The organism is Kutzneria buriramensis (assembly GCF_003387475.1).
Classification (GTDB): Bacteria; Actinomycetota; Actinomycetes; order Mycobacteriales; family Pseudonocardiaceae; genus Kutzneria; species Kutzneria buriramensis.
The window spans coordinates 242,285-266,363 of record NZ_QUNO01000010.1 but is presented as its reverse complement, the minus strand read 5'-3'; the positions used below and the strand labels follow the sequence as shown (position 1 = coordinate 266,363).

Genomic DNA, 24,079 nt, shown 5'->3' with positions numbered 1-24,079 from the left:
TCACCAGTTGTTGTCGCCGCCACCGCCCCAGTCGCCACCGCCACCCCAGTCGCCGCCACCGCCGAAGTCCCAGCCGCCGCCCTGGTCGCCGCCGCCGTCCCAGCCGCCCTGGTCTCCGCCGTTGCCCCAGTCGCCGCCCTGGTCCCCGCCGTTCCAGTCGGCCTGCTGCCCCTGGTCGCCACCGAAGTCGCCGAAGCCCTGGCCACCATCGAAGCCGCCGTTGTCCCAGCCGCCCACGGCGTACGGGATGCTGTGCATGCCGGAGAACATCGCGTTGAACAGCAGGCCTGCGCCGATGCCCCACGCGCCGGCGACCAGCGCCGGCTTCCACCACGGCTCGCTGTACCAGCCCTGCGGCACCGGCCGGCCGGCCACATAGCCGCCGGGGTAGTAGTGCGGCGTGCCGGCTCCGGGCTGCGCGGACGCCTCGTACTCGTGCCCCTCCACCTCGACCCTGCGGTCGCCGTCGACCTTGCCGGCGCGGCTCTGACCGTTGAGGTCGGGCAGCTCGGGGCCCGGGTCCAGGCCCATCGCGGTGCGGGCGGCCCGCACGTAGTACAGCCCCTCCTGCGCGGTCTGGGTGACCAGCCGGCACTGTTCGACGGTGCGCGCCTGCTCCATCTGCGAGCCGGCGGCGTTGTACCGCTCCCCGGCGTCGGCCAGCGCCTGCTTGGCGGCGTCGTTGGTGCCGGTCAGGTTGAGCACCTGGCCGCCGAGCCGCTCCACCCAGCGGCGGGCGTCGGCCTTGGCGTCCTCCAGACGCTGGCCGCCGGCCGCGCGCTGACGCATCAGAACGGCGGCCACGCCGATGATCACCACGATGAGGATCACGACGAGCAGCGCGGTCACAGTGCCTCCCGGTTTCCAACGAGGGTGAATCCGTCGCAATCGGACAACGGGGAAACTACCGTCTCGGTTCCTGGCCGGCCGCTCGGCGGGTGTGACCCGACCGACAGCTACTCCTTGGTCGCGTCCGGCAACCGCCGCGCCCACCAGGCCCCGAGCACGCCGAGCACAGCCACCGCGATGAGGTAGACGCCCACAGGTTTCCTCCTTCAGATGCTTACCTGGGGCAACGACGTGATCCACGGCGAGGGTTCCGGTTCCTGCCTGTGGGTTCCTTAAGATCACCCTGCGCTGGACGTCAGAAGACGACGGTCAGAAGATCTCCGGGCAGTGTGGTTGGTGGTCGGCGGCGAACGCCCGCGACGCGGCCCGCGCCGTGCCCGGCGTCAGCTCACGGATGCGTTGCGCGGCAACGAGGTGCAGCACGGTCGGGCCGCCGAGGAAGATCGCGCCGAGCTCGGCCGCGCCCAGGGCGAGGTCGGGTTCGGCCCCGGTGCGGGTGACGGTCGCCGGCCCGTCGGCCTCGGCGACCAGCCGCCACGAGCCGGCATTCCAGGGACAGAAGGTGTCCTCGACCGCCAGCACGACGTCGATCGGCGCGGCATAGGTGCGCTGCGCGAGCGCCCGGTCGACGTCGATGATCCGCACCCACACACCGTCGCCGACCTGCCGGCTGCCGTCGATGGCGTCCTTCACCATGTGCACGATCGGGTCGTCGACTGCGGCGTCCGCGCTGACCGACGCCGTCAGGTCGAGGTTGAGCACGTACTGCCACAGCGCCGCGTACGCCTGCGGTGTCGTGGCGAGAACCTCCCTGACATAGACGGGGTTCTCGGGCTTGCGGGTGCCCCACTGCGCCTTGACGTTGTAGGCGGCGTAACCGTCGGGATGGATGGCGTACCGGTACCTGGTGATGCCATCACGGCGGAGCTCGTTCTCGTCCTCGTAGAGGAAGTCCTCCCACGCCGACTTGCTGCGGTCGAGCCAGCCGACGCGGTTGGGCGCCACCTTGCCGTGCAGGTGGTGCATCAGCGGCAACGCGGTTTCCCTGTCCACCTCACGGATTCGCGCGTCGCTGACGTCCACTGTGGAGTGAAACTCGGCGCCCCGGGGCAGTTGGTAGGTGGCGCGGTTGCCGGCGAGTCCGTAGCCGAAGCGGCCGTAGATGGTGCCCTCGGACGCGTACAGCGCGGCGAACGCGTCACCGGTCCCGTGCTGGGAATGCAGCTGTGCCTTCATCAACGCCGTTAGCGCGCCCCGGCGATGGTGATCGGGGGCGACGCCAACCATGGACACCGCCGCGACCGGGTGCGGGCCGGTGCCCGGCAGCGTCATGCGCCGGGCGAGCATGGTGCCGCCGCCGATCAGCTCGTCGCCGTCGAACACGCCGTGCGTTCGGCCGGGTTCCATCAGTTGGCGGACGACCTCGTTCCGCTCCGGGGTGGCGTCGTGCTGGAAGGCGCGGGACACCACGGTGCACAGCGCCGGGATCTCCTCGGCGGTGAGGGTGCGGGCAACCAACGGCGATGCGGACATAGTCGACTTCGTACGCCTGCCGCGTCGCCGGCGCGAGTCGTTTTTCCATGACGCCGGAGGTAATCGACCTCGGCACGTCCGGCTGTCAGGGTGGAGAAGACCAAGCGGGACCAGGGAAGAGGCGAGGAAGATGGCCGACGCGAACGCTGTCGTGCGACGCTACGTGGAGATCTGGAACCAACCCGATGGTGCACTGCGCGCCAAGGCGGCGGCCGAGTTGCTCACCGAGGACTGCCGGTTCGTCGACCCGATCGCCGACGTGGCCGGCCCCGACGGCCTCGCCGCCGTGATCGGCGGCGTGCATCAGCAGTTCCCCGGGCACCGGATCCAGCCGTTGGGAGACGTGGACACCCATCATGACGTGCTGCGGTTCAGCTGGGAGCTGGTGCCGGACGGCGGCGGCGAGTCGGTGGTCATCGGCACCGACGTGCTGTCGCTGACCGCGGACGGGCTGGTCGGCACCATCAGCGGCTTTTTCGACAAGGTGCCGGCGGCCGCGTGAAACGGCTGTGGGGGCGCGGAGTTCTCCGTGCCCCCACAGCCGTTCGCACTGTCTTACTTGGCGTCGACGAGCTCCGGCTGCTCCGGCGCGACGGCCTTGTTCCGCTTGGCCTCGCGGCGCTTGCGGAACTTCTCCTTGCGGTTCTCGACCATCGTGTAGAGCGTCGGCACCAGCAGCAGGGTCAGCAGCGTCGAGCTGACCAGACCGCCGATCACCACCACCGCCAGCGGCTGCGAGATGAAGCCGCCGCTCTGCGTCAGGCCCACGGCCATCGGCAGCAGCGCGAAGATCGTCGCGGCGGCCGTCATCAGGATCGGGCGCAGCCGCCGGCGGCCGCCCTCCACCACCGCGTCGGCGATGCTCATGCCGTCCTGGCGGTACTTGTTGATGAGGTCCATCAGCACGATCGCGTTGGTGACCACGATGCCGACCAGCATCAGGACGCCGATCAGCGACGGCAGGCCCAGCGGGATGCCGCTGATCAGCAGCGCCGCGATGGCGCCCGTGGCCGCGAACGGGATCGACACCAGCAGCACCAGCGGCTGGATCAGGCTGCGGAACACCGCGACCATGATCAGGAACACCAGGGCGACGGCGACCACGAGGGCGATGCCGAGGTTGCCGAACGCGTCGCTCTGCTGCTGGCTGACGCCGCCGACGGAGTACGTCGCGCCGGCGGGCAGCTTGGTGTCCTTCAGCTTCTGCGTCAGATCGGCGCTGATCCGGCCGGTGTTGGCGCTGTCGGCGGTGCCGCTCACGGTCGCGCTGCGCGAACCGTTGATGCGCTTGATCTGCGTCGGGCCGTTGGTCTGCTGGACGGTCGCGACGGAGTCGAGCCGCACGGCGCCGGTGGCACCCGGCAGTTGCAACGCCTTGAGCGCGTCGAGGTCGCCTGGCGCGGATCCGGTGCGCAGCATGACGTTCTCCGACGTGCCGTTCAGCGTCAGCTGGGCGATCTGGCTGCCGGCCAGCTGGGCCTGCACGGCCTGGCCGATCGTCGAGTCGCTCAGGCCCTGCTTGGCGGCGGCCTGCCGGTCGACCGAGACCTGCACCTCCGGCGCGCTGTTGACCAGGTCGCTGGTGACGTCGGTGACGCCCGAGATGCCGCTCATGGTCTTCTGCACGGCGTCCGACGCCGTGCGCAGCACGTTCTCGTCGGTAGCGTTCACCACGACCGACAGCCCGCTGCCGCCGAAGTCGCCGCCGCCACCGGCGCCGACCGTGATCTTGCCGGCGTTGGGCAGAGCGTTCAGCTTGTCCCGCAACGTGTTCTGGACGGTGGTGAGATCGGCGCCGTCCTTGATGGTGATCGCGTAGCTGGCCTTGGATGTGCCGCTGTTGCCGCCGAAGCCGAGGAAGCCGCCGCCCGCGCCGACCGTCACCTGGTAGTTGTCGATGCCGTCGACGCCCTGGATCACCGTCTCGACGCGCTTCGCGGCGGCGTCGGTGGTGGTCAGGCTGCTGCCGACCGGCAGCGCCTGCGAGACGTTGATGGTGTTCTCGCCGGAGCCGTCGAGGAAGTTGGTCTTCAGGCCGGCGCCCATCGCGAGCGTGCCGAACAGCACCACGATCGCGATCAGCACGGTGGTCAGGCGGCGGCGCGTGGCGAACCGGATGACCGGCACGTAGACGCGTTGCAGCGGGCTGCGCAGCTCCTTGCGGACCGCCTCGTCCGGATCGGTGCCTTCCTTGGCGGGCTTGAGGAACCAGTACGCCAGCACCGGCACGATGGTCAGCGCGACCAGCAGCGACGCCAGCAGCGCGACCGTCACCGTCAGGCCGAACGGCGCGAACAGCTCGCCGACGAGGCCGCCGACCACGGCGATCGGCGCGAACACGGCGACGGTGGTCAGCGTCGAGGCGGTGACCGCGCCGGCGACCTCACGGGTGCCTTCCAGCACCGCGCGCTTCTTGTCCTCGCCGTAGCTGAGGTGCCGCTTGATGTTCTCCAGCACCACGATCGAGTCGTCGACGACCCGTCCGATGGCGATGGTCAGGCCGCCCAGGGTGAGCAGGTTCAGCGAGGTCTTCGTGGTCCACAGCACGATCAGTGCGATGACCACCGAGAGCGGGATGGACACCGCCGTGACGATGGTGGAGCGCACCGACAGCAGGAAGATCAGGATCACCAGGACGGCGAAGGCCAGGCCCAGCAGGCCCTCCTCGGTCAGGCCGTCGACGGCCTTGTTGACCGCGGGCGCCTGGTCCTGCACGACCGTCAGCTTGGCGTTGCTGCCGAGATCGGTCTCCAGCTGGGAGATCTTGTTCCGGACCTGGTTGGAGATGTCGACGGCGTTGCCGTCGGGAGTCTTGGTGACGGAGACGCCCAGGCTGTCCTTGCCGTTGGTGCGGGTCAGCGAGGTGGCCGGCGCGAGGTCCTCGGTCACCTGGGCGACGTCGCCCAGCTTGACCGGCTGCGGCGCGGGGCGACCCGGCAGGGCGGGCGTCGTCGGGGTCAGGTAGAGGTTGCGGACGTCGTCCACGGAGGACAGGCGCTGTCCGATCTGGACGGTCAGGGTCTGGTCGCCCTGGTTCAGGGTGCCGGCCGGCGTGGGGGTTCCGTTGGCGCGCAGCGCCGTCGTGACGGCGGTGGAGCTCAGGCCGGCGGCGGCGAGCTTGGCGTTGTCCAGCGAGATGGTGACGACCTTGGCCCGCGCGCCGGTGACGCTGGCGTCGCGGACGCCGGTGATGCCCTGGAGCTCCGGGACGACCGTGCTGGTCAGCTTGGCCGCCAGCTGCTGCTGGTCGGCGTCGGAGGAGGCGGCGAGCACGATCACCGGCAGGTCGTCGGTGTTGCCGACGATCACGTTCGGCTTGACGTTGGCCGGCAGCTGGGCGGCGATCTGGTTGACCGCCTGCGACATCTTGTTGACGGCGTTGTCGAGGTTCGTGCCGAAGTCGAACTGCATGGTGACCGAGGACGAGCCCTGGCTGGACGTGGAGTTCATCTGGGTCTGGCCGGGCACGCTGCGCAGCGCGTCCTCGATCGGCTTGGTGACCTGGTCCTGCACGATCTCCGGGGACGCGCCGGGGTACTGGGAGACCACGACCGCGGCCGGGAAGGACAGCGACGGCAGCAGCTGTCTCTGAAGTGAGGGGATCGCCCACGCGCCGAAGCCCAGGGCGATGAGCGCCACCAGGGCTACCAGGCCGCGGTTGGCGAGGCTGAGTCTGGTCAGGAAGGTCATGGCAGCTCTCTGCGGAAATCCGGCTCTGCGGAATTGGTTAGCCTTGCCCTAATATTCGGGCCAAGGCTAACAGTGTGTGTGGTCGGCTCGCTGATACTTCTCTCAGGTTCGAGCGGATCACTGGAGGCAGGTTCGGTGTTGTCACGACGGTGTGACGAAGGGTGATCGGTAGGTCGATGGAGGACAAGGAGCAGCTCATCGCCAGCATCGCGGCGACGCAGCGGTCACTGGGCCGCCACTTCGGCGCCGCGCGGGCGAACCCCTTGATGTCGCTCAACCTCACGATGCGTCAGCTCAAGGTGCTGCTCACCCTGGCCAGACGCGGTCCGCTCGCCGGCCACGAGCTGACCGCGGAGATGGGTGTGAGCCTGGCCACGGTCACCGGCATCGTCGACCGGCTCGCCGCGCAGGGATTGGTCTCGCGCCGTGAGGACCCGTCCGACCGTCGGGTCCGGCTGCTGGAGCTGACCGGCGAGGGGCGGCGGTTGGTCGGCAGCGTGGTGGACGCCGGCAGCGCGCAGTACCGGCGGCTGCTGTCCCGGTTGGAGGTCGACGAACTCCAGCAGCTCGACAAGCTGGTGCGGCGGCTGGCCGAGGTCGCCGAGCAGGAGCTGGCGGAGTCAAGTGATGACCTCAGTGGACAACATTGACAAGTCTGGTCAATGTTGATGCACATTGATCCACGGTTGACGAGGCCAGCTCGGATTCGCGCCGGCCGTGGTCTTCGTGTGCGGTGCTCATCTTCGTCGAAATTGCTGTGTATCGGGTTCACAGGCGCTGTGCTGCGGGCAGCTCAGCGCGGTCGGCCGTTCGGCTCTGACACGGCTGTCAACACTGGTCTGTCCGAGTGGAACGGTGTTCTGCGTCCGCGACGGCGCGTGGTTGCTCGTGTACGAACCGTCGTGACGCCTCTTCGTGGGTGTCGTCCGTATCCCTGCGACGGAGGGGAATCCATGCTGCATTCGGACGGCGGTCGTCGAACTCCCTGGTTACGCAGAACTTCGGCGGTGGTGGGCATCGCCGCGGTGGTGGCGGCCGGCTTCGCGCCGACCGCGCAGGCAGACCCGGTGACCGGCGCGGACTCCACACACATCGTCACGCTGGTGACCGGCGACCGGGTGGTCGTCCAGGACGTGGGCGGTCGGCAGACGGCGACGGTGATGCCGCGTCCCGGGTCGACCGGCGACTTCGTCAACCAGCGGGTGGACGGTGACCTGTACGTCGTGCCGGCGACCGCGTTGCCGTATCTCGGCACATCGCTGGACCGATCGCTCTTCGACGTCTCGGCGCTGATCCGGGACGGCGTCACCGACCAGGTCCCGGTCCAGGTCGCGGGCAGCGCGCCGGGCGTGCGGGACGGAAAGGTGACCGCCGAGTCCGGCACGGCGTTCGGCGCAGCCCTGGCAGCGCAGGCCGGTCGGGACGCGAAGAACCACTTCGTCACCCGCGGACCGCTGTTCGGCACCGCCAGCTCCGTGCGGTTGGCCGCGGCGGGCGCGCCGCAGCAGGTGCACCCCAACTTCCCGATGCACACGGTCCGGATCCTCACCGTGAACGGCGCGAACACGCCGGCGGACGCCTCCCTCGGCGTGATGAACACCGACGACGGCCGCGAGTTCAACGGTTTCCCGTACAGCAACGGCGGCGAGGCGCGGGTCAGCGTGCCGTCCGGCGACTACGGCATCGTCGCCTGGTTCCCGACGTTCGACAGCGCCGGCCGGGTCACCTCGGTGCGGGTCGTCGTGCAGGACTTCGTCGTCTCCGGTGACCAGGCAGTCACCATCGACGCGAGCAAGGCCACCTCGCAGGTGACCGTCAGCACGCCGCGGCCGTCGAACCTGGTGTCCGAGACGCTGGAATACGTCCGCAGCGCGCAGAACATGGGCTCGCAGGGCTACAGCTTCGGGGTCGGCAACGGCACGGCCTACGTCGCGCCGTCCACGCCGTCGACGGTCGGGGGGTTCCACTTCAACGTGCAGACCCACAGCGAGTCGCCGGCCGGCGCGCCCAGCCCGTACAGCTACGACCTCAAGATCGACAACGCCGGCGCGCTGGGATCGAACCAGCACTACAAGGTCACATCCGACCAGCTGGCGACGCTGAAGGAGAACTACCACAGCGACAAGCCGGGCCGGCTGGAGGGCAGCTCGCGAATCATCTTCCTGCCGTACGAGTTCATCGGGTTCGGGCAGTTCACGCCGCTCACCGCGCCCCTTCAGCGGACCGAGTACGTGCTCGGCGGCCCCGACCTCTCCTACGCGGACGCGCTGCTCGCCGGCATGGCGACCGGTGGCGGCTTCATACCGGACACGTTCCGCCAGTACGCGGCGAGGACGACCACGCCTGTCGACTGGCTGCGGGGTCCGCTGGCACCGGGCCTGACCTCGCCGGCGCAGGGTGTGACCTCGTGGTTCTGTTCCGCCTGCCGGCGGGACGACACGATCCGGGTCGTCCTGACGCCGGTTCTGGACAGCGACGGCCACGGCCTCTACCTCGACCCGCCGACCACCGGCACCGTCTCCACCTCGCATTTCCAGCTGCTTTCCGACGGGAAGGCGCTGATCGACGGCAAGGACGTCACCGGCGGCGAGGTGGCCGTGCCCGCGGACCAGGCCGATTACAAGATCGTCTACGACCAGACGCGCACCGCCGCCTGGTTCCACCAGTCCACCGTGAGCCACAGCGAGTGGACCTTCGGCTCGGCCCACTCCGGCGCGCAGACCGTGCCGACCGGCTGGGCCTGCGACCCGACCACCGGCAAGGCGACCGACTGTTCGGCGCTGCCGCTGGTGACGGCCTCTTACCAGCTCAACGCCGGTCTGGACGGCACCGCGCCGGCCGGCCCCGACCAGGTCGTCGTCACGTTCGGCCACGCCCCGGGCGGTCCGAACCTGCCGTTCGCCAAGGGGGCGGTGCAGGTGTCGTTCGACGGCGGAGCGACGTGGACGCCGACGTTCCAGGCCGATCTCGGCGGTGGCCGCTACCGCGCGCAGTGGACCAACCCGGCGTCCGTCACCGGCGGCGACGTCGCGCTGCGCGTCAGCGCGACCGACGTCGCGGGCAACTCGCTGACCCAGTCCGTCCTCGGCGCGTTCACCGTGCCGGCCGCCCAGAGCTGAATTGGCCAGAGCTGATCAGGGAGTCACGATGAACCGACTTCGCGCGGCCGTCCTCGCCGGCGCGCTGCTGACCCTCGGCTTACCCGCGACAACGGCTGTTGCCGCACCCGACACCACGACGCACGCAGCCTGTAGTTCGACGAACTCCTCAACTTCAACGAACTCCTCGAGCTCGACGACTTCCTCAATTTCGACGGACTCCTCGACTTCGACGAAGTTCTCGAGTTCGCCGAAAACCACGACTCCGACGGCGCGCTGCTTCGCCATCTACCGGGCCGGACACAGCTTCGGTCCGAACGCGACGCCGTCCGGTTTCGGACCGGCGGAGCTACGGAGTGCGTACAAATTGCCGGCGGACGGCGGCGCGGGGCAGACCGTGGCGATCGTCGACGCCTACGACAACCCGAACGTCGAAGCCGACCTCGCCGCCTACCGGCAGCAGTTCGGGCTGCCGGCGTGCACGACGGCGAACGGCTGCTTCAAGAAGGTGAACCAGCGCGGGGCCGCCTCGCCGCTGCCGGCCGGCAACCCGGGCTGGGGCGTCGAGATCTCGCTGGACGTCGACATGGTGTCGGCGGCCTGCCCCGACTGCCACATCGTGCTGGTCGAGGCCGACACCGCCTCGACCGCGAACCTCGGCGCCGCCGAGGACACGGCCGCGGCGTCGGGGGCGAGCGCCGTCTCCAACAGTTACGGCTCCGACGAGTACAACGGCATGAACGCCGACGCCAAGCACTTCGTGCATCCCGGCGTCGCGATCCTCGCCTCCAGCGGCGACTACGGCTTCGAGCCGGCGTCGTTCCCGGCGTCACTGGCGAACGTGATCTCCGTCGGCGGCACCTCGCTGGTCAAGGCCGACAACGCCCGTGGCTGGACGGAGACGGCCTGGGCCGGAGCCGGCAGCGGCTGCTCGGCGTGGGTTCCGAAGCCGGCGTGGCAGCACGACGCCAACTGCGGGATGCGCACGGTCGCCGACGTGTCGGCGGTCGCCGACCCGAACACCGGCCTCGCCGTCTACGACACCTACGGCCTGGGCGCGCAGGCCGGCTGGATCGTGGTCGGCGGCACCAGCGCGTCGTCGCCGTTCATCGCCGGGGTGATCGGCCTGGCCGGCAACGGCGGCCAGTTCTCCGACGCCTCCTCGCTGTACACCCACGCCGGCGACCTGTTCGACGTGGTCGGCGGTACGAACGGGTACTGCGGCGGCGATTACCTCTGCACCGGTCTGGCCGGGTACGACGCCCCGACCGGGCTGGGGTCACCGAACGGCATCGGCGCGTTCTAGCCTCCATCGGTGACTGAACGATCTCCGATGCTCGGCGTGGTCGCGTCCGGCGCGGGCGGCGTGGAGGGCCTGTTCGACGGGCTCGTCCGGCCCGCGCTGGACGCGGGCTGGCGGGTCGGCGTCACGCTGACGCCGACCGCCGGCCGGTGGTTCCGCGACAAGGGCCTCGTCGCCGAAATCGAGGAGGCCACCGGTCTGCCCCTTCGCGTCGACAGTCGGCTGCCCGGTGAGCCAAAGCCCCATCCGCCGGTCGACACGTACGTCGTCGCGCCGGCCACCGCCAACACCGTCGCCAAGCTGGCCCTCGGTTTCGGCGACAACCAGGCGTTGACGCAGGTGTCGGAGGCGATCGGCACCGACGGCGTCGAGGTGGTCGTGTTCCCGTGCGTCAACGCCGCCCACGTGCGGCATCCGGCGTGGCCCGGGCATATCGCCAACTTGAGGTCCGCCGGCGTGCATCTCGTCGACGGCGAGGACGTCTGGCCGCTGACCGAGCCCCGATCGGGGGAGTGGCATCCGATCCCGTGGCGGGCCGTGCTCGACGCCGTCGACGGGACCCGTCCATGAGCCGTGCGGGTGACCCCAGACACGGTCACCGTAAGATGATCAGGTGACCTGCTGGGGGCGGCCCGCGTGACGGCCATCGTCGACGGCTCCCGGCACACCCGACCGACCTGGCCCGACGTGCCGGGTCGGGTGCGCGAGGTCATCGAGGCCAAGATCGGCGCGCCCGTGGTGCGGGCGCTGAGCCAGGCCGGCGGCTTCACCCTCGGCCTCGCCTCACGGCTGCTGCTCGCCGACGGCCGCCGCGTGTTCGTCAAGGCGCTGCCCGCCGACCATCCGCTGGCCGGCGCGTACCGGTCCGAGGCGTCGATCGTCTCTCGGTTACCGGCCAACGTCCCGTCGCCGCGGCTGCTGCATGTCGTCGAGGGGCAGTGGATCGCGTTGGTCCTCAGCGACGTCGACGGCGGTGAGCCGAACCTGCGGCCGGGGTCGCCAGACCTCGCCGCGGTGCTCTCGGCGCTGGGCAGCGCGTCGCGGACGCTGACGCCGTGCCCGCTCGACGACGTGCCGAGCGTGCTCGACGACCTCGCGCCGCTGCTGTGCGGGTGGACGTCGCTGCGGTCGGCGGCCGCCGGCGATCTCGATCCGTGGGCGCAGGCGAACCTGGACTCGCTGGCCGCGATGGAGACGGCCTGGCAGCCGTGGGCCGAGGGCGACACCCTGCTGCACAACGAACTGCGCGTGGACAACATGATCCGACGCGTCGAGGACGGCCGGGTGCTGCTGGTGGACTGGTCCTACCCGTCCAAGGGGGCGGCCTGGCTGGACACCGTGACGATGGTGCCGCAGTTGATCATGGCCGGCCATGCCCCCGCCGACGCGGAACGCCTCGTGCTGGGGCGGCCGGTGCTCGCGAAGGTGCCGGCCTGGGCGATCACCGGGTTCGCGGCCGCGCTCGCCGGCCGTTGGGAACTGTCCAGCCGGCTGCCGGAGCCGCCCGGCTGCATCGGCTTACGCCCCTACCAGGCGCGGGCGGCGGCCGCGGCGCTGACCTGGATCGTGCACCGCACCCGCTGGTAGCTCAGCCGTTGCGCGAGCCCACGCAGAACTCGTTGCCCTCCGGGTCCTGCATGACGCTCCACGCCATGCCGGGGTACTTGAACTCCTCGATCACCGTCGCGCCGAGCCCCACCAGCCGGGCCACCTCGGCCGGTCTGTCCGGGGTGCCGAGGTCGATGTGCAGTCTGTTCTTGCCGGCGCGCGGCTCGTCGACCCGCTGCAAGGCGATGTCCACGTTGTCCGCCGAGGCGAGAACCAGCATGGCGCCGTCGTCGACCTCGTGGATGATCTCGGCGCCGAGCGCCGCGACCCAGAACTGCGACAGTTTGCGCGTGTCCAGGCAGTCGATGGTGACCATGCGGATCCTCAGTGCCATGCGCAGACGGTAAACGTCGTAACGGTCCGAACCGGCCGTTCACGGCAACCGGTTGGAAACCCTGCCCCTGCGTTCTCTACGCTCTGTACTTTCATCGATCCCGCACGAGGAGCCCGAGCCGTGATCACGAGGATGTCGTCGTTGTTCCTGCGCACCTTGCGCGAGGACCCGGCGGACGCCGAGGTGCCCAGCCACAAGCTGCTGGTCCGCGCCGGTTACGTCCGTCGCGTCGCGCCGGGCGGCTACTCGTGGCTGCCGCTGGGGCTGCGCGTGCTGCGCCGGATCGAGGCCGTCGTCCGCGAGGAGATGGACGCCATCGGCGCGCAGGAGATCCACTTCCCCGCGCTGCTGCCCCGCGAGCCCTACGAGGCCACCAACCGGTGGACCGAGTACGGCCCCAACCTGTTCCGGCTCAAGGACCGCAAGGGCGCCGACTACCTGCTCGGCCCCACCCACGAGGAGCTGTTCACGCTCACTGTGAAGGGCGAGTACAGCTCCTACAAGGACTACCCGGTCACGCTCTACCAGATCCAGACCAAGTACCGGGACGAGGCGCGGCCCCGCGCCGGCATCCTGCGCGGGCGCGAGTTCGTCATGAAGGACTCGTACTCCTTCGACCTGGACGACGAGGGTCTGGCCCGGTCCTACCAGGCGCACCGCGACGCGTACGTGAAGATCTTCGACCGCCTCGGCCTCGAGTACGTGGTGGTGAAGGCGACCTCCGGCGCGATGGGCGGCTCGGCCTCCGAGGAGTTCCTGGCCGTCGCGCCGACCGGCGAGGACACCTTCGTCCGCAGCACGGAGTCGGACTACGCCGCCAATGTCGAGGCCGTGGTCACCACGCCGCCTGCGGCGCAGTCGATCGACGACAAGCCCGCCGCGAAGGTGCACTCCACGCCGAACACGCCGACCATCGCCACGCTGGTCGACTTCTTCAACAACGCCGGTCTCGGGCGGGAGTTCACCGCCGCCGACACGTTGAAGAACGTGCTGCTGAAGACCCGCCGCCCCGGCGAGGACAAGTGGGAGCTGCTGGCGATCGGCGTCCCCGGCGACCGCGAGGTGGACCAGAAGCGGCTGGAGGCCGCGCTGGAGCCGGCCGAGGTCGCGATGCTGGAGGAAGCCGACTTCGCCGCGAACCCGTTCCTCGTCAAGGGCTACATCGGTCCGAAGGCGCTGCTGGACAACGGTGTGCGCTACCTGGTCGACCCCCGCGTGGTCACCGGCACCGCCTGGATCACCGGCGCCGACCAGGCCGACCACCACGTGATGGACCTCGTCGCCGGCCGCGACTTCGTGCCCAACGGCACGGTCGACGTCGCCGAGGTGCGCGAGGGCGACGCCTCGCCGGACGGCAAGGGCACCCTGGTGGCGGCGCGCGGCATCGAGATCGGCCACGTGTTCCAGCTGGGCCGCAAGTACGCCGACGCATTCGGGCTGGACGCGCTGGGCCCGGACAGCAAGCCGATCCGGATCACCATGGGCTCGTACGGCATCGGCGTCTCGCGCCTGGTCGCCGTGATCGCCGAGCAGTACTTCGACGAGCGCGGCCTCAGCTGGCCCCGCATCGTCGCGCCGGCCGACGTGCACCTGGTCATCGCGGGCAAGGACGACGCGGTGCGCGAGGGCGCGGAGAAGCTGGCCGCCGAGCTGTCCGCGGCCGGCATCGAGGTGCTGCTGGACGACCGGAAGGCGTCGCCCGGCGTGAAGTTCGCCGACGCCGAGCTGATCGGCGTGCCGACGATTCTGGTCGTCGGCCGCGGCCTGGCCAGCGGCGTCGTCGAGGTCAAGGACCGCGCCACCGGCGAGCGCGGCGACGTGCCGGTGGACGAGGTCGTCGCGCACCTGGTGAAGCTCGTCCGGGGCTGATCCCCGAGAGGTTCCGCGGCCCGTCGGCGATCAGCCGGCGGGCCGCATGCTTGAGACGATCTTGATGGCGTCGTCGTCGCTGAGGGCGTTCGGCACGCCCTGCTGGGCGAAGAGCACCACCAGCACCGAGCCGCCGTTCTGCGTCGGCACCGCCGCCGCGTACACCTTCGCGGTCTGCGACGAGCAGGGGTTGGTGCTGGCCGGCACGGCGACATCCACGATCGCCAGCGTGGCGTCGATCTTGCCGTCGGCCACCTTGATCTGCTTGGACGGCTCGGGCGTGAGGCCAGGGGCCTGCCCGGAGTCCGACTTGTACGCGACGGTCGCCCAGTGCTTGGCGGTGTCCGGCGCGGACTGGGCCGGCGCCTCGGTGTCGTTCGCGGTGACGGCCGTGCCCGCGCGGACCGCGCCGGTCTGGCTGGGGCAGAAGCCCTTCATGTAGTAGCCCGAGCCGGTGCCGGTGACGAAGTCGCCGTCGGTCGGGCCCATGCCGGCGATCGCGTCGCCGTCGTCCTTGGTCCACTGATCCTTCGGCAGGTCGTACGCGACGTTGCGGCGGTTGGACACCGCGACCTGCCAGCCCGGCGTCCGCGGGTCCAGCGGCTTGCGCACGGCGGGCGTGCTGGGCGTGGTCGCCTGCTGGGTGCGGTCGCCGGCCTGCGGCTGGTTGTTGCGGGTGAGCAGCACGACCGTCGTCGCGACGCCGGCGAGCACGAGCACGCCCGCGAACACCAGCACGATCGTCAGCATCCGGCGGCTGCGCGGCGGCGGCCCCTGCGGCGGCTGGTTGTACATGCCGAAGCCGCTGTAGTTGGACTGGTACGGCTGCTGGTACTGCGGCTGCTGCTGCGCATAGCCGGGGTACTGCGGCTGCGAGTAGGAGGGCTGCTGCGGTTGGGCGTGGCCGGCCTGCGGAGGCTGGGAGTAGCCGGGCTGCTGGGGCTGCTGGCCGTACGGCTGCTGCTGATATCCGGGAGTTCCCTGCGGACCCGGGGAATCCGGCCCACCGGCCTGGTTGCCCCCGTAGCCCTGTCCACCGCTCGGCCACGTCACGGCCCGAAACGCTACCGCCTGGGCCCGCGTCTGTCAGACGACCTGCGGTAACACGTGGGGGACTGGTGTCCCGGCACGGTCGCGGGTACTACTCGTGACATGGCGACCAACGAGACCATTCCGGCGGAAGTCCCCGAGGTCGACCCGCTCGTGGAGCGGCTGCGGGCACAGGACGTCGAGGTCGTCGCGCTGTCCTTCGTGGACAACGCCGGCATCGCGCGGGTGAAGACGGTGCCGCTGCCCAAGCTGGCGGGCGCCGCCCGATCGGGCGTGGGGGCGTCGCCGTGCTTCGAGACCTTCTGCTTCGACGACGTGCTGGTGCAGGGCCGGTTCCTGGGCGGACCCGACGGCGATCTCCGGTTGGTGCCGGACCTCGCCCGGATCGTGCCGCTGGCCGGCCAGATGGGCTGGGCGTGGGCGCCGGTGGACAAGTTCCGCCAGGAGGGCGACCGGTTCGAGGGCTGCCAGCGGGCGTTCGCGGCCGAGCAGGTGAAGGCGGCGCAGGTGCGTGGCCTTGCTGTGCGGATGGCGTTCGAGACGGAGTGGACGCTGCTGACGCCGGCCGGCGACATGGTGTTCGAGGGTCCGGCGTACGGCGCGATCCGGCTGGAGCAGATCGCCGACTACGCCCGCGAGCTGCTGGCGACGCTGCGCGCGCAGGACATCGCCGTCGAGCAGTTCCATCCCGAGTACGCCGACGGTCAGCTGGAGCTGTCGGTCGAGCACAACGATCCGGTCGGCGCCGCCGACGACGTCGCCCTGGTACGTCACACGATCAGGCGAATCAGCCACCTGCACGGGTGGCGGGCGAGCTTCGCGCCGACGATCGCGCCCGACACGGTCGGCAGCGGGGCGCATCTGCACCTCTCTGTTGTGGACCAGTTCAGCGGCGGCAGCGGACCGTTCGGGCTGCCGCCGGTCGGTGAGTCGTTCCTCGCCGGCGTGCTGCGCGAGCTGCCGGCGCTCGTCGCGGTCGGGGCCGGCAATCCGGCGAGCTTCCTGCGCGCGGCGCCGTCGAGGTGGGCGGGCGTGTGGCAGGCGTGGGGGCGGGAGACCCGTGAGACGGCGGTCCGGTTCATCACCGGCGTGACCGGCACGGGCGCGACGTCGGCGAACGCCGAGGTGAAGTGCTTCGACGCGACGGCCAACCCGTACCTGGTCGTCGGTGCGGTCATCGCCGCCGGTCTCGCCGGGGTCGACGACGGACTGCGGCTGCCGCCGCCGGTCACGGGCGATCCGGCCGCGATGGAGGAAAGCGTCAGAATCGCCGCCGGCGTCGCTCGGCTGCCGGAGTCGCCGTCGGCGGCCGCAAACGCTTTCGCGTCGTCGACGGTGCTCGCCGACGCGATGGGGGAGGTCTTGCACGACAGCGTGCTGACCGTCCGCCGTGCGGAGGCCGAACGGTTCGCGGACACGTCGCCGGCGGAGTTGGCCGCGCTCACCCGTTGGCGGTGGTGACGGTGGTGACCGACGACCTCGTACTCGTCGACCAACACTGTCACGGCGTCGTCACCGACGACCTCGACCGCGAACGGTTTGCTCGTTTGCTGACGGAGTCCTCGATTTCGTCGAACTTCGACTCGATGGTCGGCCGAGCGCTCCGCCGGTGGTGCGCGCCGCGGCTGGGGCTGCCGGCGCACTGCTCCGTCGACGACTATCTGGACCGTCGTCGCGAATGGGGCTGGCGGCGGGTCAGCACCGAGCTGCTCCGCGCGGCCGGCGTGCGGTCCTGGCTGCTGGACACCGGTCTGACCGGTGCGGACGACACGCCGTTGACCGAGCCGGCCGATTTCGCCGAACTCGCCGGTGGCGACGCGTTCGAGGTGGTCCGCCTCGAGTCCGTCGCCGAGCGGATCGCGTCGACGGACGTGTCCGTAGACGACTTCCTCGACTTCGTCGAAATCCACCTTCGCGACGCGATCGGGGCCGGCGCCGTCGGTCTGAAGAGCGTCGTCGCCTACCGGACCGGTCTCGAACTGCCCGCCGAGCCACCGACGGACGTCGAGGTGAACGCGGCCGCGAGCGCGTGGCTTCGCTGGAACGGCCAACGGCTGGACGACCCGATCCTGCTCGCCTGGCTGGTGCATCTCGGCGCCCGGCTCAGCGCCGAACTGCACGTGCCGCTCCAGCTGCACACCGGCTTCGGCGACGACGACATCCGGCTCCACCGCGCCGACCCGGCGCTGCTCGGCGACTTCCTCCGCGCGACGAAATCCACCGGCGCGACCATCGCGTTGCTTCACACCTGGCCGTTCCACCGCCACGCCGGCTACCTCGCGCACCTGTTCCCGCACGTCCTCGTCGACATCGGCCTGGCCATTCCCTATGTGGGCGACAGGGCCGGCGCGGTGCTCGCCGAACTGCTGGAACTCGCGCCGTTCGGCTCGGTCTGCTTCTCGTCCGACGGCTACGGCCTGCCCGAGCTGCACCACCTCGGCGCGGTTCTCTGGCGACGGGCACTCGGGCGGTTGGTCGACGGCTGGATCGCCGACGACGTCATGACCGCCGCCGACGCCGAACTCGCCGCCGTCAACCTTTCCGCCGGCAACTGTTGCCGCGCGTACGGTCTGTCCGCGCCCGTCTGATCCGCGGGGGTCGGCCTGATCCACGTATCCTGCGACCATGTCCGCAGGCACGCAGGCGTCCGAGTCCACCAGCGTCTATCCGAGGTGGCTGGTCGTCAGCACCCTCGTTCTGTCGCTGGCCGGACTCGCGGTGGCGATCTACATGACCATCAGCCACTACACCGACAACGCCACCCTGGTCTGCCAGGCCAACTCGGTGGTCGACTGCGCGCAGGTGACGTCCAGCCCCCAGTCGGTCGTCCTCGGCATCCCCGTCGCCGTGCTCGGCCTCGTCTACTTCGTGCCGATGACCGTGCTGACCAGCCCCTGGGCCTGGCGCTCCGAGCTGCCCGCCGTCCGCTGGCTGCGGCTGGGCGGCGTCGCCGTCGGCCTGCTCTTCGTCGTCTACCTCGTCGCCGTCGAACTCGCCGTCATAGGCAAGATCTGCGAGTGGTGCACCAGCGTGCACGTCATCACCATCGCGTTGTTCGCACTCGTCGCCGTGGGTGAATACCGGTCGAGGCCCGCGTCGTCCATCGTCGAGGACGCGCTGCGTCAGCTCGACAATGAGCAGGCGTGACGCCGACCGTCGGCGACGATCCGAAGCTCGGCCGGCGGCTGGCCCCCTTCGCTGAGCACGGTGAACAACGCGGATGCGGCAATCACCGGATCGCAGCCGTGCAGGCAGACAGGTCGGTCGACGCCGCGAATGGCAGCGGCCCCAGTGGTCGTCGAGACGACGATCCGGCTGCCGGGCGCCTGGGCTAACAGCGCCGGCAGGACATCGGTCCATTCCGTGAACAGGATGTCGGCGTTGGTGCGGTGTCGGCGGATGCTGTGGTCGGCGTGTACGCACAGATGTGTTGCGCCGGCGAGGATCGGTGCCACGTCGGTGCGCCGCCGGTGCAGCCGCACCGTCTCGTCGACGGCGATATCCGAGGCGACCGTGAAAGCCTGGATGCCGGTGCCGGCGTTCAGGCCGGCGGTGGACAGCGGCGGCTCGGCGAGGTCACTGTCCGGTTCGGACAGACCGAGGCGTTGGTAGAACAGTGATCTGACGAGTTCCCTCATGCCGGGCATTTCGCGTTCGCGGCGGCCAGATGTGGCAGCAGCGGTGCGTGCCGGTCGAGCCGGCCGGCGAGTTCGGCCATTGTGGACACCGAGGTACCGTTGACGATCTCGTGCTCGTCGAATGCCGCCAGGACAACGGGTTTGTCCAGCGCGGCGGCGTACACCCGCAGGTCCGCCTCGAACAGCGGCACGATGTCGAGCAGCCGATTCGCCGATGTCACCGTGTTCACGACGAACAGGACGCTGCGTGAATACCCGACCGTCGGCGCCCGGTCCGTGGGCTGGTGCTGCCCCACGAGTCCACCCTAACCGGCGGGCCCGTCCACGGCCCCGAACGCGAGCTCGTCGCCACCGAGGTCGCGGAGGCGTCCGAAGTCCCGACCGCGCCGACGCGAGTGGCCCCTTGCGCCAACTTTCGTAGGTCGGCGAATTCACCCGCCGCGCTCCCGGGTAGAATTCATCCGTAAATGCTTCGTTGAATTGAGGGGCAGAGATGACGGACGCCGCAGCGCAGGCGAAGCCAAGGGTGCTGTCCGGAATTACCGCGACCGGCAACCTGACCATCGGCAACTACATCGGTGCGCTCAGCGTCTGGGCCGAGGAGCAGGACCGGTACGAGAACTTCTTCTTCATCGCCGACCTGCACGCGCTCACCATTCCCGAGGCGATCAAGGCCGACGACCTGCGCCGCCGGATCCGCGAGATCGTGGCCCTGTACCTGGCCTGCGGCCTCGACCCGGCCAAGTCCGTGCTGTTCCTCCAGTCCAGGGTGCCGGCGCACGCCATGCTGAACTGGATCTTCGACTGCGTGACCCCGGTCAGCTGGCTGGAGCGCATGACGCAGTACAAGTCGAAGTCGCAAGGGGCCAATCCGAGCGCCGGGCTGTTCACCTATCCCGCGCTGATGGCCGCCGACATTCTGCTCTATCAGGCGCAATTCGTGCCGGTCGGCGACGACCAGCGCCAGCACGTCGAACTCACCCGGGACGTCGCCAACCGGTTCAATTCGATGTTCGGCGAATGCTTCCGCGTTCCCGACGCGCTCATCCGCAAGAGCGGCGCCCGCATCATGGGCCTGGACGACCCGACCGCCAAGATGAGCAAGAGCAAGGCCGAGACCCACGAGGGCCACGCCATCGGCCTGCTGGACGACCCCAAGAAGATCCGCAAGGCGATCATGCGCGCCGTCACCGACGCCGGCAGCGCCGTCGACCGCGAGAACCTCTCGCCCGGCGTGGACAACCTGCTGGTGCTGCACGAAGCCCTGTCCGGCGCCACCCGCGAGGAGACGCTGGACCGCTTCGACGGCAACGGCTACGGCACCCTCAAGAAGGACCTCGCCGAACTCGTCCTCGACAAGATCGCGCCGATCCAGAGCCGCTTCAAGGAGATCCACGGCGAGATCGGCTACCTCGAGAAGGTCCTCGCCGACGGCGCCGAGAAGGCCGCTGAAGTCGCCGACGCCACCCTCAACCGGGCCATGGAACTCGTCGGCCTGCGCTGAACCATCCGCTGGCGGTGCCCCGAACACCGGGGACACCGCCAGCATTGTGTTCGGCGTCCACCACCACGAACGAGGCACCGTGAGCACAGCACACGACCTGACCTACGGCCGCCGCGCCGCCGTCGCCACCCGCCGCGGCGTCCGCGACCACAACATGGACGCGCCGGCCCTCTTCCAGGCCTCCACCGGCGTGGTCGTCGCCGCCGTCGTCGACGGCATCGGCAACGACCCCGACGGCGCCGCCACCATGCACCTGATCGCCGAAACCGCCGTGCGCATCGGCGCCACCAAAGGCGCCCTCGCCGGCGTGCTCGCCGGCGCCGCGCTCGTCGAAGACCCCGGCGTCGAAAACCACATGCCCGACGGCGTCATCGTGCTCGCGCTCGCCGTGCCCGGACGGCCCACCCACCTCGCCTGGGTCGGCGACTCCCACGCCTACAGCTGGGACGGCGACACCCTCAGCCGGCGCACCGACCCCCACACCATGGGCGCCTATCTGCGCGGCAACGGCGCCGTCGACCTCGCCCCGCTCCACGACAGCTGGGTGCGCGTCACCCTCACCAGCGCCACCGTCACCAACGTCGCCGTGTCGTCCATCCCCGCCAACGAACTCGTCGTCCTCGTCTCCGACGGCCTCGACACCCTGCCGCACGACGAACTCGAGGCACTCGTCCGCGAACACCAGGACAACCCCGACACCCTCGCCGACGCCATCGTCGCCGCCGCCCGCGAAACCGAGGACGGCTACCGCGACGACGCCACCGCGATCGTCCTCACCACCGCCGGATAACTGTGGTGCTCGACACACCTGGTGAGAAAAAGAAGAGCGGGTGACGGGAATCGAACCCGCATGGCCAGCTTGGAAGGCTGGAGCTCTGCCATTGAGCTACACCCGCATGCACCCCGAGAGCACCGGGTGCATGCGGGAGCTTAGCGGGTCGCGCTACGCTTCTGCACGCGCCACCGACAACGCGGCGCGAACGGGGTGTGGCGCAGTTTGGTAGCGCACTCGCTTTGGGAGCGAGGGGCCGTGGGTTCAAATCCCGCCACCCCGACGATTGGGTGAAGTGTGCTCAGGGGTGCCTTCGGCACCCCTTCGCCGTTATCGCCGGTGGGTTTTCTGGGGCTCCCGCCCCAGGCCCCGAGCCAGGGGGCTTCGCCCCCTGGACCCCCGCGTGGCGCTTCGCGCCCTGGACCCCCGCGTGGCGCTTCGCGCCTACGCTCCTCGGCCCGTGGTGCGTCGGGTGTCGGTGTCACCTCTGCTGTGCTGCTTGGCGGACTGCTTCCGGGCGTCCTGGCTGGCGGGACGGAGGTGGGTGGGGGTCTTGGGTCCCGCGGGGTGGGGGCGACCTAGACTTAGGCATCCAATCCCGGGGCGTTGCGCGGCCGGGACGACTACGCACGTATTTGTTCGCACGAGGAGACCACGTTGAAGAGCACCGTCGAGCAGCTGAGCCCGACCAGGGTCCGGATCAACGTCGAGGTGCCGTTCGACGAGCTGAAGCCGAACTTCGACCGCGCCTACCGCAAGCTCGCCGGGCAGGTCCGCATCCCGGGCTTCCGCCAGGGCAAGGTGCCGCCGCGCGTGCTGGAGCAGCGCATCGGGCGCGCGCCGGTGCTGGACGAGGTGGTCAACGAGGCGATCCCGGCCAAGTACATGGAGGCCGTCAACGCCGGCGAGGTGCGCGCCCTCGGCCGCCCCGACATCGAGGTCACCAAGATCGAGGACGGCGACCACCTGGCCTTCACCGCCGAGGTGGACATCCGCCCCGAGATCACGGTGCCGGCGTTCGGCGAGCTGGCCGTGAGCGTCGACGACATCGAGATCAAGGACGAGGACGTCGACACCCAGCTCGACGAGCTGCGCGCCCGCTTCGGCACGCTGACCGGCGTCGAGCGCCCCGCCGAGAACGGCGACTTCGTGACCATCGACCTGTCGGCCACCGTCGACGGCGAAGAGGTCGAGGAGGCCCGCACCACCGGCCTGTCCTACGAGATCGGCTCCGGCCAGCTCGTCGAGGGCATCGACGACGCCCTCATCGGCGCCGAGGCCGGCGAGACCAAGACCTTCACCACCCAGCTCGTCGCCGGCGAGTTCGAGGGCCGCGACGCCGAGGTCAGCGTCAAGGTCGAGAACATCAAGAAGCGCGAGATGCCCGAGGCCGACGACGAGTTCGCCCAGCTGGCGAGCGAGTTCGACACCCTCGACGAGCTCAAGGCCGACCTGCGCGAGCGCCTCGGCCGCGTCAACAAGATGCAGCAGGGCGTGCAGGCCCGGGACAAGGTGCTCGAGGCGCTGCTCGAGGTCACCGAGGTGCCGCTGCCCGAGGCCGTCGTCACCGCCGAGGTCGACAGCCGCAAGCACGACGCGGTGCACGCCTTCGACCACGACGACGCCCGCTTCAACGAGTGGCTGACCGAGCAGGGCCAGACCCCCGAGGAGTTCGACGCCGAGCTGCGCACCGCCGCCGAGCAGGCCGTCAAGACCCAGCTCGTGCTCGACGCCATCGCCGACGCCGAGAAGGTCCAGGTCAACGACGCCGAGCTGTCCGAGCGCATCGTCTACCAGGCGCAGCGCTTCGGCATCAGCCCCGACGAGTACGTGCAGCGGGCCCAGCAGGCCGGCCAGCTCGGCGCCATCTTCGCCGACGTCCGCCGCGGCAAGGCGCTGGCCTCCGTGGTCCGCCAGGCCACCGTCACCGACGCCTCCGGCAACACCGTCGACCTCGACGAACTGTTCGGCGCGCCGGCCGCCCCGGCCGCTGAGGCCGCCGCCGACGAGGCCGCCGAGCAGGAGTGACGCCCTGAGCGAACGCGGGCGGCGTCGCAGCGTCGGCGCCGCCCGCGTTCGTTAAAGTCGGAAGCAAGCCAGCCGCGGGCCAGCCCGCCGGGACAGTCCACCGGGACAATGGGGCCCGGCCCGCCAGCTCGACCAAGCGACAAGCGACGCCAGGAGTCCTCAGTGAGCCAGTACCAGCCACTCCAGTCCCGCTACGTGCTGCCGTCGTTCGTCGAGCGCACCAGCTACGGGGTCAAGGAGTCCAACCCCTACAACAAGCTGTTCGAGGAGCGCATCATCTTCCTCGGCGTGCAGATCGACGACGCGTCCGCCAACGACGTGATGGCGCAGCTGCTGTACCTGGAGTCGGTCGACCCCGACCGCGACATCATCATGTACATCAACTCGCCCGGCGGCTCGTTCACCTCGCTCATGGCGATCTACGACACCATGCAGTACGTGCGTCCCGACATCGTGACCGTGTGCCTGGGCCAGGCCGCCTCGGCCGCCGCCGTGCTGCTCGCCGCGGGCACCCCCGGCAAGCGCCGCGCGCTGCCGAACTCGCGCATCCTGATTCACCAGCCCGCCACCGAGGGCCTCTACGGCCAGGTCTCCGACCTGGAGATCCAGGCCAACGAGATCCAGCGGGTGCGCCGCGCCCTGGAGACCACGCTGGCCCGGCACACCAACAAGACGCCCGACCAGGTGGCCGAGGACATCGACCGGGACAAGATCCTCACCGCCGAGGAGGCCCGGGCCTACGGCATCGTCGACGAGGTGCTGCCGTACCGGAAGCTGTCCGCGCAGAGCTGAACCGGGCCGCC

Annotated in this window: 22 protein-coding genes and 2 tRNA genes; 15 read left to right on the top strand and 9 right to left on the bottom strand. The window is 70.2% G+C overall.

All coding sequences use genetic code 11. The features are described from left to right. Together BCF44_RS29015 and BCF44_RS29010 are read right to left on the bottom strand one after the other, a co-directional pair. Window positions 1-789, bottom strand: coding sequence for a hypothetical protein (locus BCF44_RS29015; protein ID WP_246015716.1), 789 nt, complete (start codon window positions 787-789; stop codon window positions 1-3). 369 nt (window positions 790-1,158) lie between these two features. Next, window positions 1,159-2,382, bottom strand: a complete 1,224-nt coding sequence (locus BCF44_RS29010; protein WP_116177568.1) for a GNAT family N-acetyltransferase — start codon at window positions 2,380-2,382, stop codon at window positions 1,159-1,161. Between the two features lie 130 nt (window positions 2,383-2,512). Here BCF44_RS29010 and BCF44_RS29005 point away from each other — a divergent pair, with 130 nt between their 5' ends. Next, window positions 2,513-2,884 (top strand): nuclear transport factor 2 family protein, encoded by a 372-nt coding sequence (locus tag BCF44_RS29005; protein WP_116177567.1) that lies wholly within the window; start codon window positions 2,513-2,515, stop codon window positions 2,882-2,884. Between the two features lie 53 nt (window positions 2,885-2,937). Here BCF44_RS29005 and BCF44_RS29000 read toward each other — a convergent pair whose 3' ends face one another. Then, entirely contained in the window at window positions 2,938-6,072 is a 3,135-nt protein-coding gene (locus tag BCF44_RS29000; protein WP_116177566.1) for an efflux RND transporter permease subunit, read from the bottom strand. A gap of 176 nt (window positions 6,073-6,248) precedes the next feature. Here BCF44_RS29000 and BCF44_RS28995 point away from each other — a divergent pair, with 176 nt between their 5' ends. Both BCF44_RS28995 and BCF44_RS28990 read left to right on the top strand, forming a co-directional pair. Beyond that, window positions 6,249-6,722, top strand: a complete 474-nt coding sequence (locus BCF44_RS28995; RefSeq protein WP_116177565.1) for a MarR family winged helix-turn-helix transcriptional regulator — start codon at window positions 6,249-6,251, stop codon at window positions 6,720-6,722. Window positions 6,723-7,025: 303 nt separating this feature from the next. Continuing rightward, window positions 7,026-9,191, top strand: coding sequence for a hypothetical protein (locus BCF44_RS28990; protein ID WP_147328674.1), 2,166 nt, complete (start codon window positions 7,026-7,028; stop codon window positions 9,189-9,191). A 15-nt stretch (window positions 9,192-9,206) separates the two neighbouring features. Here BCF44_RS28990 and BCF44_RS56845 read toward each other — a convergent pair whose 3' ends face one another. Beyond that, window positions 9,207-9,458 carry a hypothetical protein gene (locus tag BCF44_RS56845; protein ID WP_211353270.1) on the bottom strand — a complete coding sequence of 84 codons (252 nt, stop codon included), beginning with the start codon at window positions 9,456-9,458 and terminating at the stop codon, window positions 9,207-9,209. 79 nt (window positions 9,459-9,537) lie between these two features. Between BCF44_RS56845 and BCF44_RS28985 the strand changes: the two genes are divergently transcribed. From BCF44_RS28985 to BCF44_RS28975, 3 genes are all read left to right on the top strand, one after another. Next, a complete protein-coding gene (locus tag BCF44_RS28985; RefSeq protein ID WP_211353269.1) occupies window positions 9,538-10,476 on the top strand; it encodes a S53 family peptidase in 939 nt (312 codons plus the stop codon). 27 nt (window positions 10,477-10,503) lie between these two features. Beyond that, complete coding sequence (locus BCF44_RS28980; RefSeq protein ID WP_116177562.1) at window positions 10,504-11,043, top strand: flavoprotein; 540 nt, start codon at window positions 10,504-10,506, stop codon at window positions 11,041-11,043. A gap of 66 nt (window positions 11,044-11,109) precedes the next feature. Continuing rightward, window positions 11,110-12,060 (top strand): phosphotransferase, encoded by a 951-nt coding sequence (locus tag BCF44_RS28975; protein ID WP_246015670.1) that lies wholly within the window; start codon window positions 11,110-11,112, stop codon window positions 12,058-12,060. Between the two features lies 1 nt (window position 12,061). Here the strand turns inward: BCF44_RS28975 and BCF44_RS28970 are convergent, their stop codons facing one another. Then, window positions 12,062-12,415 carry a VOC family protein gene (locus BCF44_RS28970; RefSeq protein WP_116177561.1) on the bottom strand — a complete coding sequence of 118 codons (354 nt, stop codon included), beginning with the start codon at window positions 12,413-12,415 and terminating at the stop codon, window positions 12,062-12,064. Between the two features lie 120 nt (window positions 12,416-12,535). Between BCF44_RS28970 and BCF44_RS28965 the strand changes: the two genes are divergently transcribed. Continuing rightward, the gene (locus BCF44_RS28965) at window positions 12,536-14,284 is read left to right on the top strand and encodes a proline--tRNA ligase (RefSeq protein ID WP_116177560.1); all 1,749 of its coding nucleotides are present in this window, start codon (window positions 12,536-12,538) and stop codon (window positions 14,282-14,284) included. Between the two features lie 30 nt (window positions 14,285-14,314). Here the strand turns inward: BCF44_RS28965 and BCF44_RS28960 are convergent, their stop codons facing one another. Next, window positions 14,315-15,337 carry a DUF8017 domain-containing protein gene (locus BCF44_RS28960; RefSeq protein WP_116177559.1) on the bottom strand — a complete coding sequence of 341 codons (1,023 nt, stop codon included), beginning with the start codon at window positions 15,335-15,337 and terminating at the stop codon, window positions 14,315-14,317. A 99-nt stretch (window positions 15,338-15,436) separates the two neighbouring features. Here BCF44_RS28960 and BCF44_RS28955 point away from each other — a divergent pair, with 99 nt between their 5' ends. The 3 genes from BCF44_RS28955 to BCF44_RS28945 are packed head-to-tail and all read left to right on the top strand — an operon-like array spanning window position 15,437 to window position 18,481. Further along, window positions 15,437-16,795: a type I glutamate--ammonia ligase gene (locus tag BCF44_RS28955; protein WP_116177558.1), complete on the top strand. Its 1,359-nt coding sequence runs from the start codon at window positions 15,437-15,439 to the stop codon at window positions 16,793-16,795. Between the two features lie 5 nt (window positions 16,796-16,800). After that, window positions 16,801-17,922, top strand: a complete 1,122-nt coding sequence (locus BCF44_RS28950; RefSeq protein ID WP_211353268.1) for an amidohydrolase — start codon at window positions 16,801-16,803, stop codon at window positions 17,920-17,922. Between the two features lie 37 nt (window positions 17,923-17,959). Continuing rightward, on the top strand, window positions 17,960-18,481 hold the full coding sequence (locus BCF44_RS28945) for a vitamin K epoxide reductase family protein (protein WP_116177557.1): 522 nt from the start codon (window positions 17,960-17,962) through the stop codon (window positions 18,479-18,481). On the opposite strand, the gene BCF44_RS28940 is transcribed toward BCF44_RS28945, so the two are convergent. Both BCF44_RS28940 and BCF44_RS28935 read right to left on the bottom strand, forming a co-directional pair. Continuing rightward, on the bottom strand, window positions 18,457-18,972 hold the full coding sequence (locus BCF44_RS28940) for a hypothetical protein (protein ID WP_147328673.1): 516 nt from the start codon (window positions 18,970-18,972) through the stop codon (window positions 18,457-18,459). The two genes, BCF44_RS28945 and BCF44_RS28940, sit on opposite strands and share 25 nt — an antisense overlap. Continuing rightward, window positions 18,969-19,268, bottom strand: a complete 300-nt coding sequence (locus BCF44_RS28935) for a hypothetical protein (RefSeq protein WP_116177555.1) — start codon at window positions 19,266-19,268, stop codon at window positions 18,969-18,971. The genes BCF44_RS28940 and BCF44_RS28935 overlap by 4 nt, the downstream gene beginning before the upstream one ends. Window positions 19,269-19,465: 197 nt before the next feature. On the opposite strand from BCF44_RS28935, the gene trpS reads away from it, so the two are divergent. Next, window positions 19,466-20,476 (top strand): tryptophan--tRNA ligase, encoded by a 1,011-nt coding sequence (gene trpS / locus BCF44_RS28930; RefSeq protein WP_116177554.1) that lies wholly within the window; start codon window positions 19,466-19,468, stop codon window positions 20,474-20,476. 79 nt (window positions 20,477-20,555) lie between these two features. Then, window positions 20,556-21,266 (top strand): hypothetical protein, encoded by a 711-nt coding sequence (locus BCF44_RS28925; RefSeq protein ID WP_211353267.1) that lies wholly within the window; start codon window positions 20,556-20,558, stop codon window positions 21,264-21,266. A gap of 35 nt (window positions 21,267-21,301) precedes the next feature. Here BCF44_RS28925 and BCF44_RS28920 read toward each other — a convergent pair. Then, window positions 21,302-21,372: transfer RNA gene (locus BCF44_RS28920), tRNA-Gly, on the bottom strand. Window positions 21,373-21,457: 85 nt separating this feature from the next. On the opposite strand from BCF44_RS28920, the gene BCF44_RS28915 reads away from it, so the two are divergent. From BCF44_RS28915 to BCF44_RS28905, 3 genes are all read left to right on the top strand, one after another. Continuing rightward, a tRNA-Pro gene (locus tag BCF44_RS28915) sits at window positions 21,458-21,531 on the top strand. A gap of 374 nt (window positions 21,532-21,905) precedes the next feature. Next, window positions 21,906-23,276, top strand: coding sequence for a trigger factor (gene tig, locus BCF44_RS28910; protein ID WP_116177553.1), 1,371 nt, complete (start codon window positions 21,906-21,908; stop codon window positions 23,274-23,276). Window positions 23,277-23,438: 162 nt separating this feature from the next. Then, on the top strand, window positions 23,439-24,068 hold the full coding sequence (locus BCF44_RS28905) for an ATP-dependent Clp protease proteolytic subunit (RefSeq protein WP_184860506.1): 630 nt from the start codon (window positions 23,439-23,441) through the stop codon (window positions 24,066-24,068). Window positions 24,069-24,079: the final 11 nt, after the last annotated feature.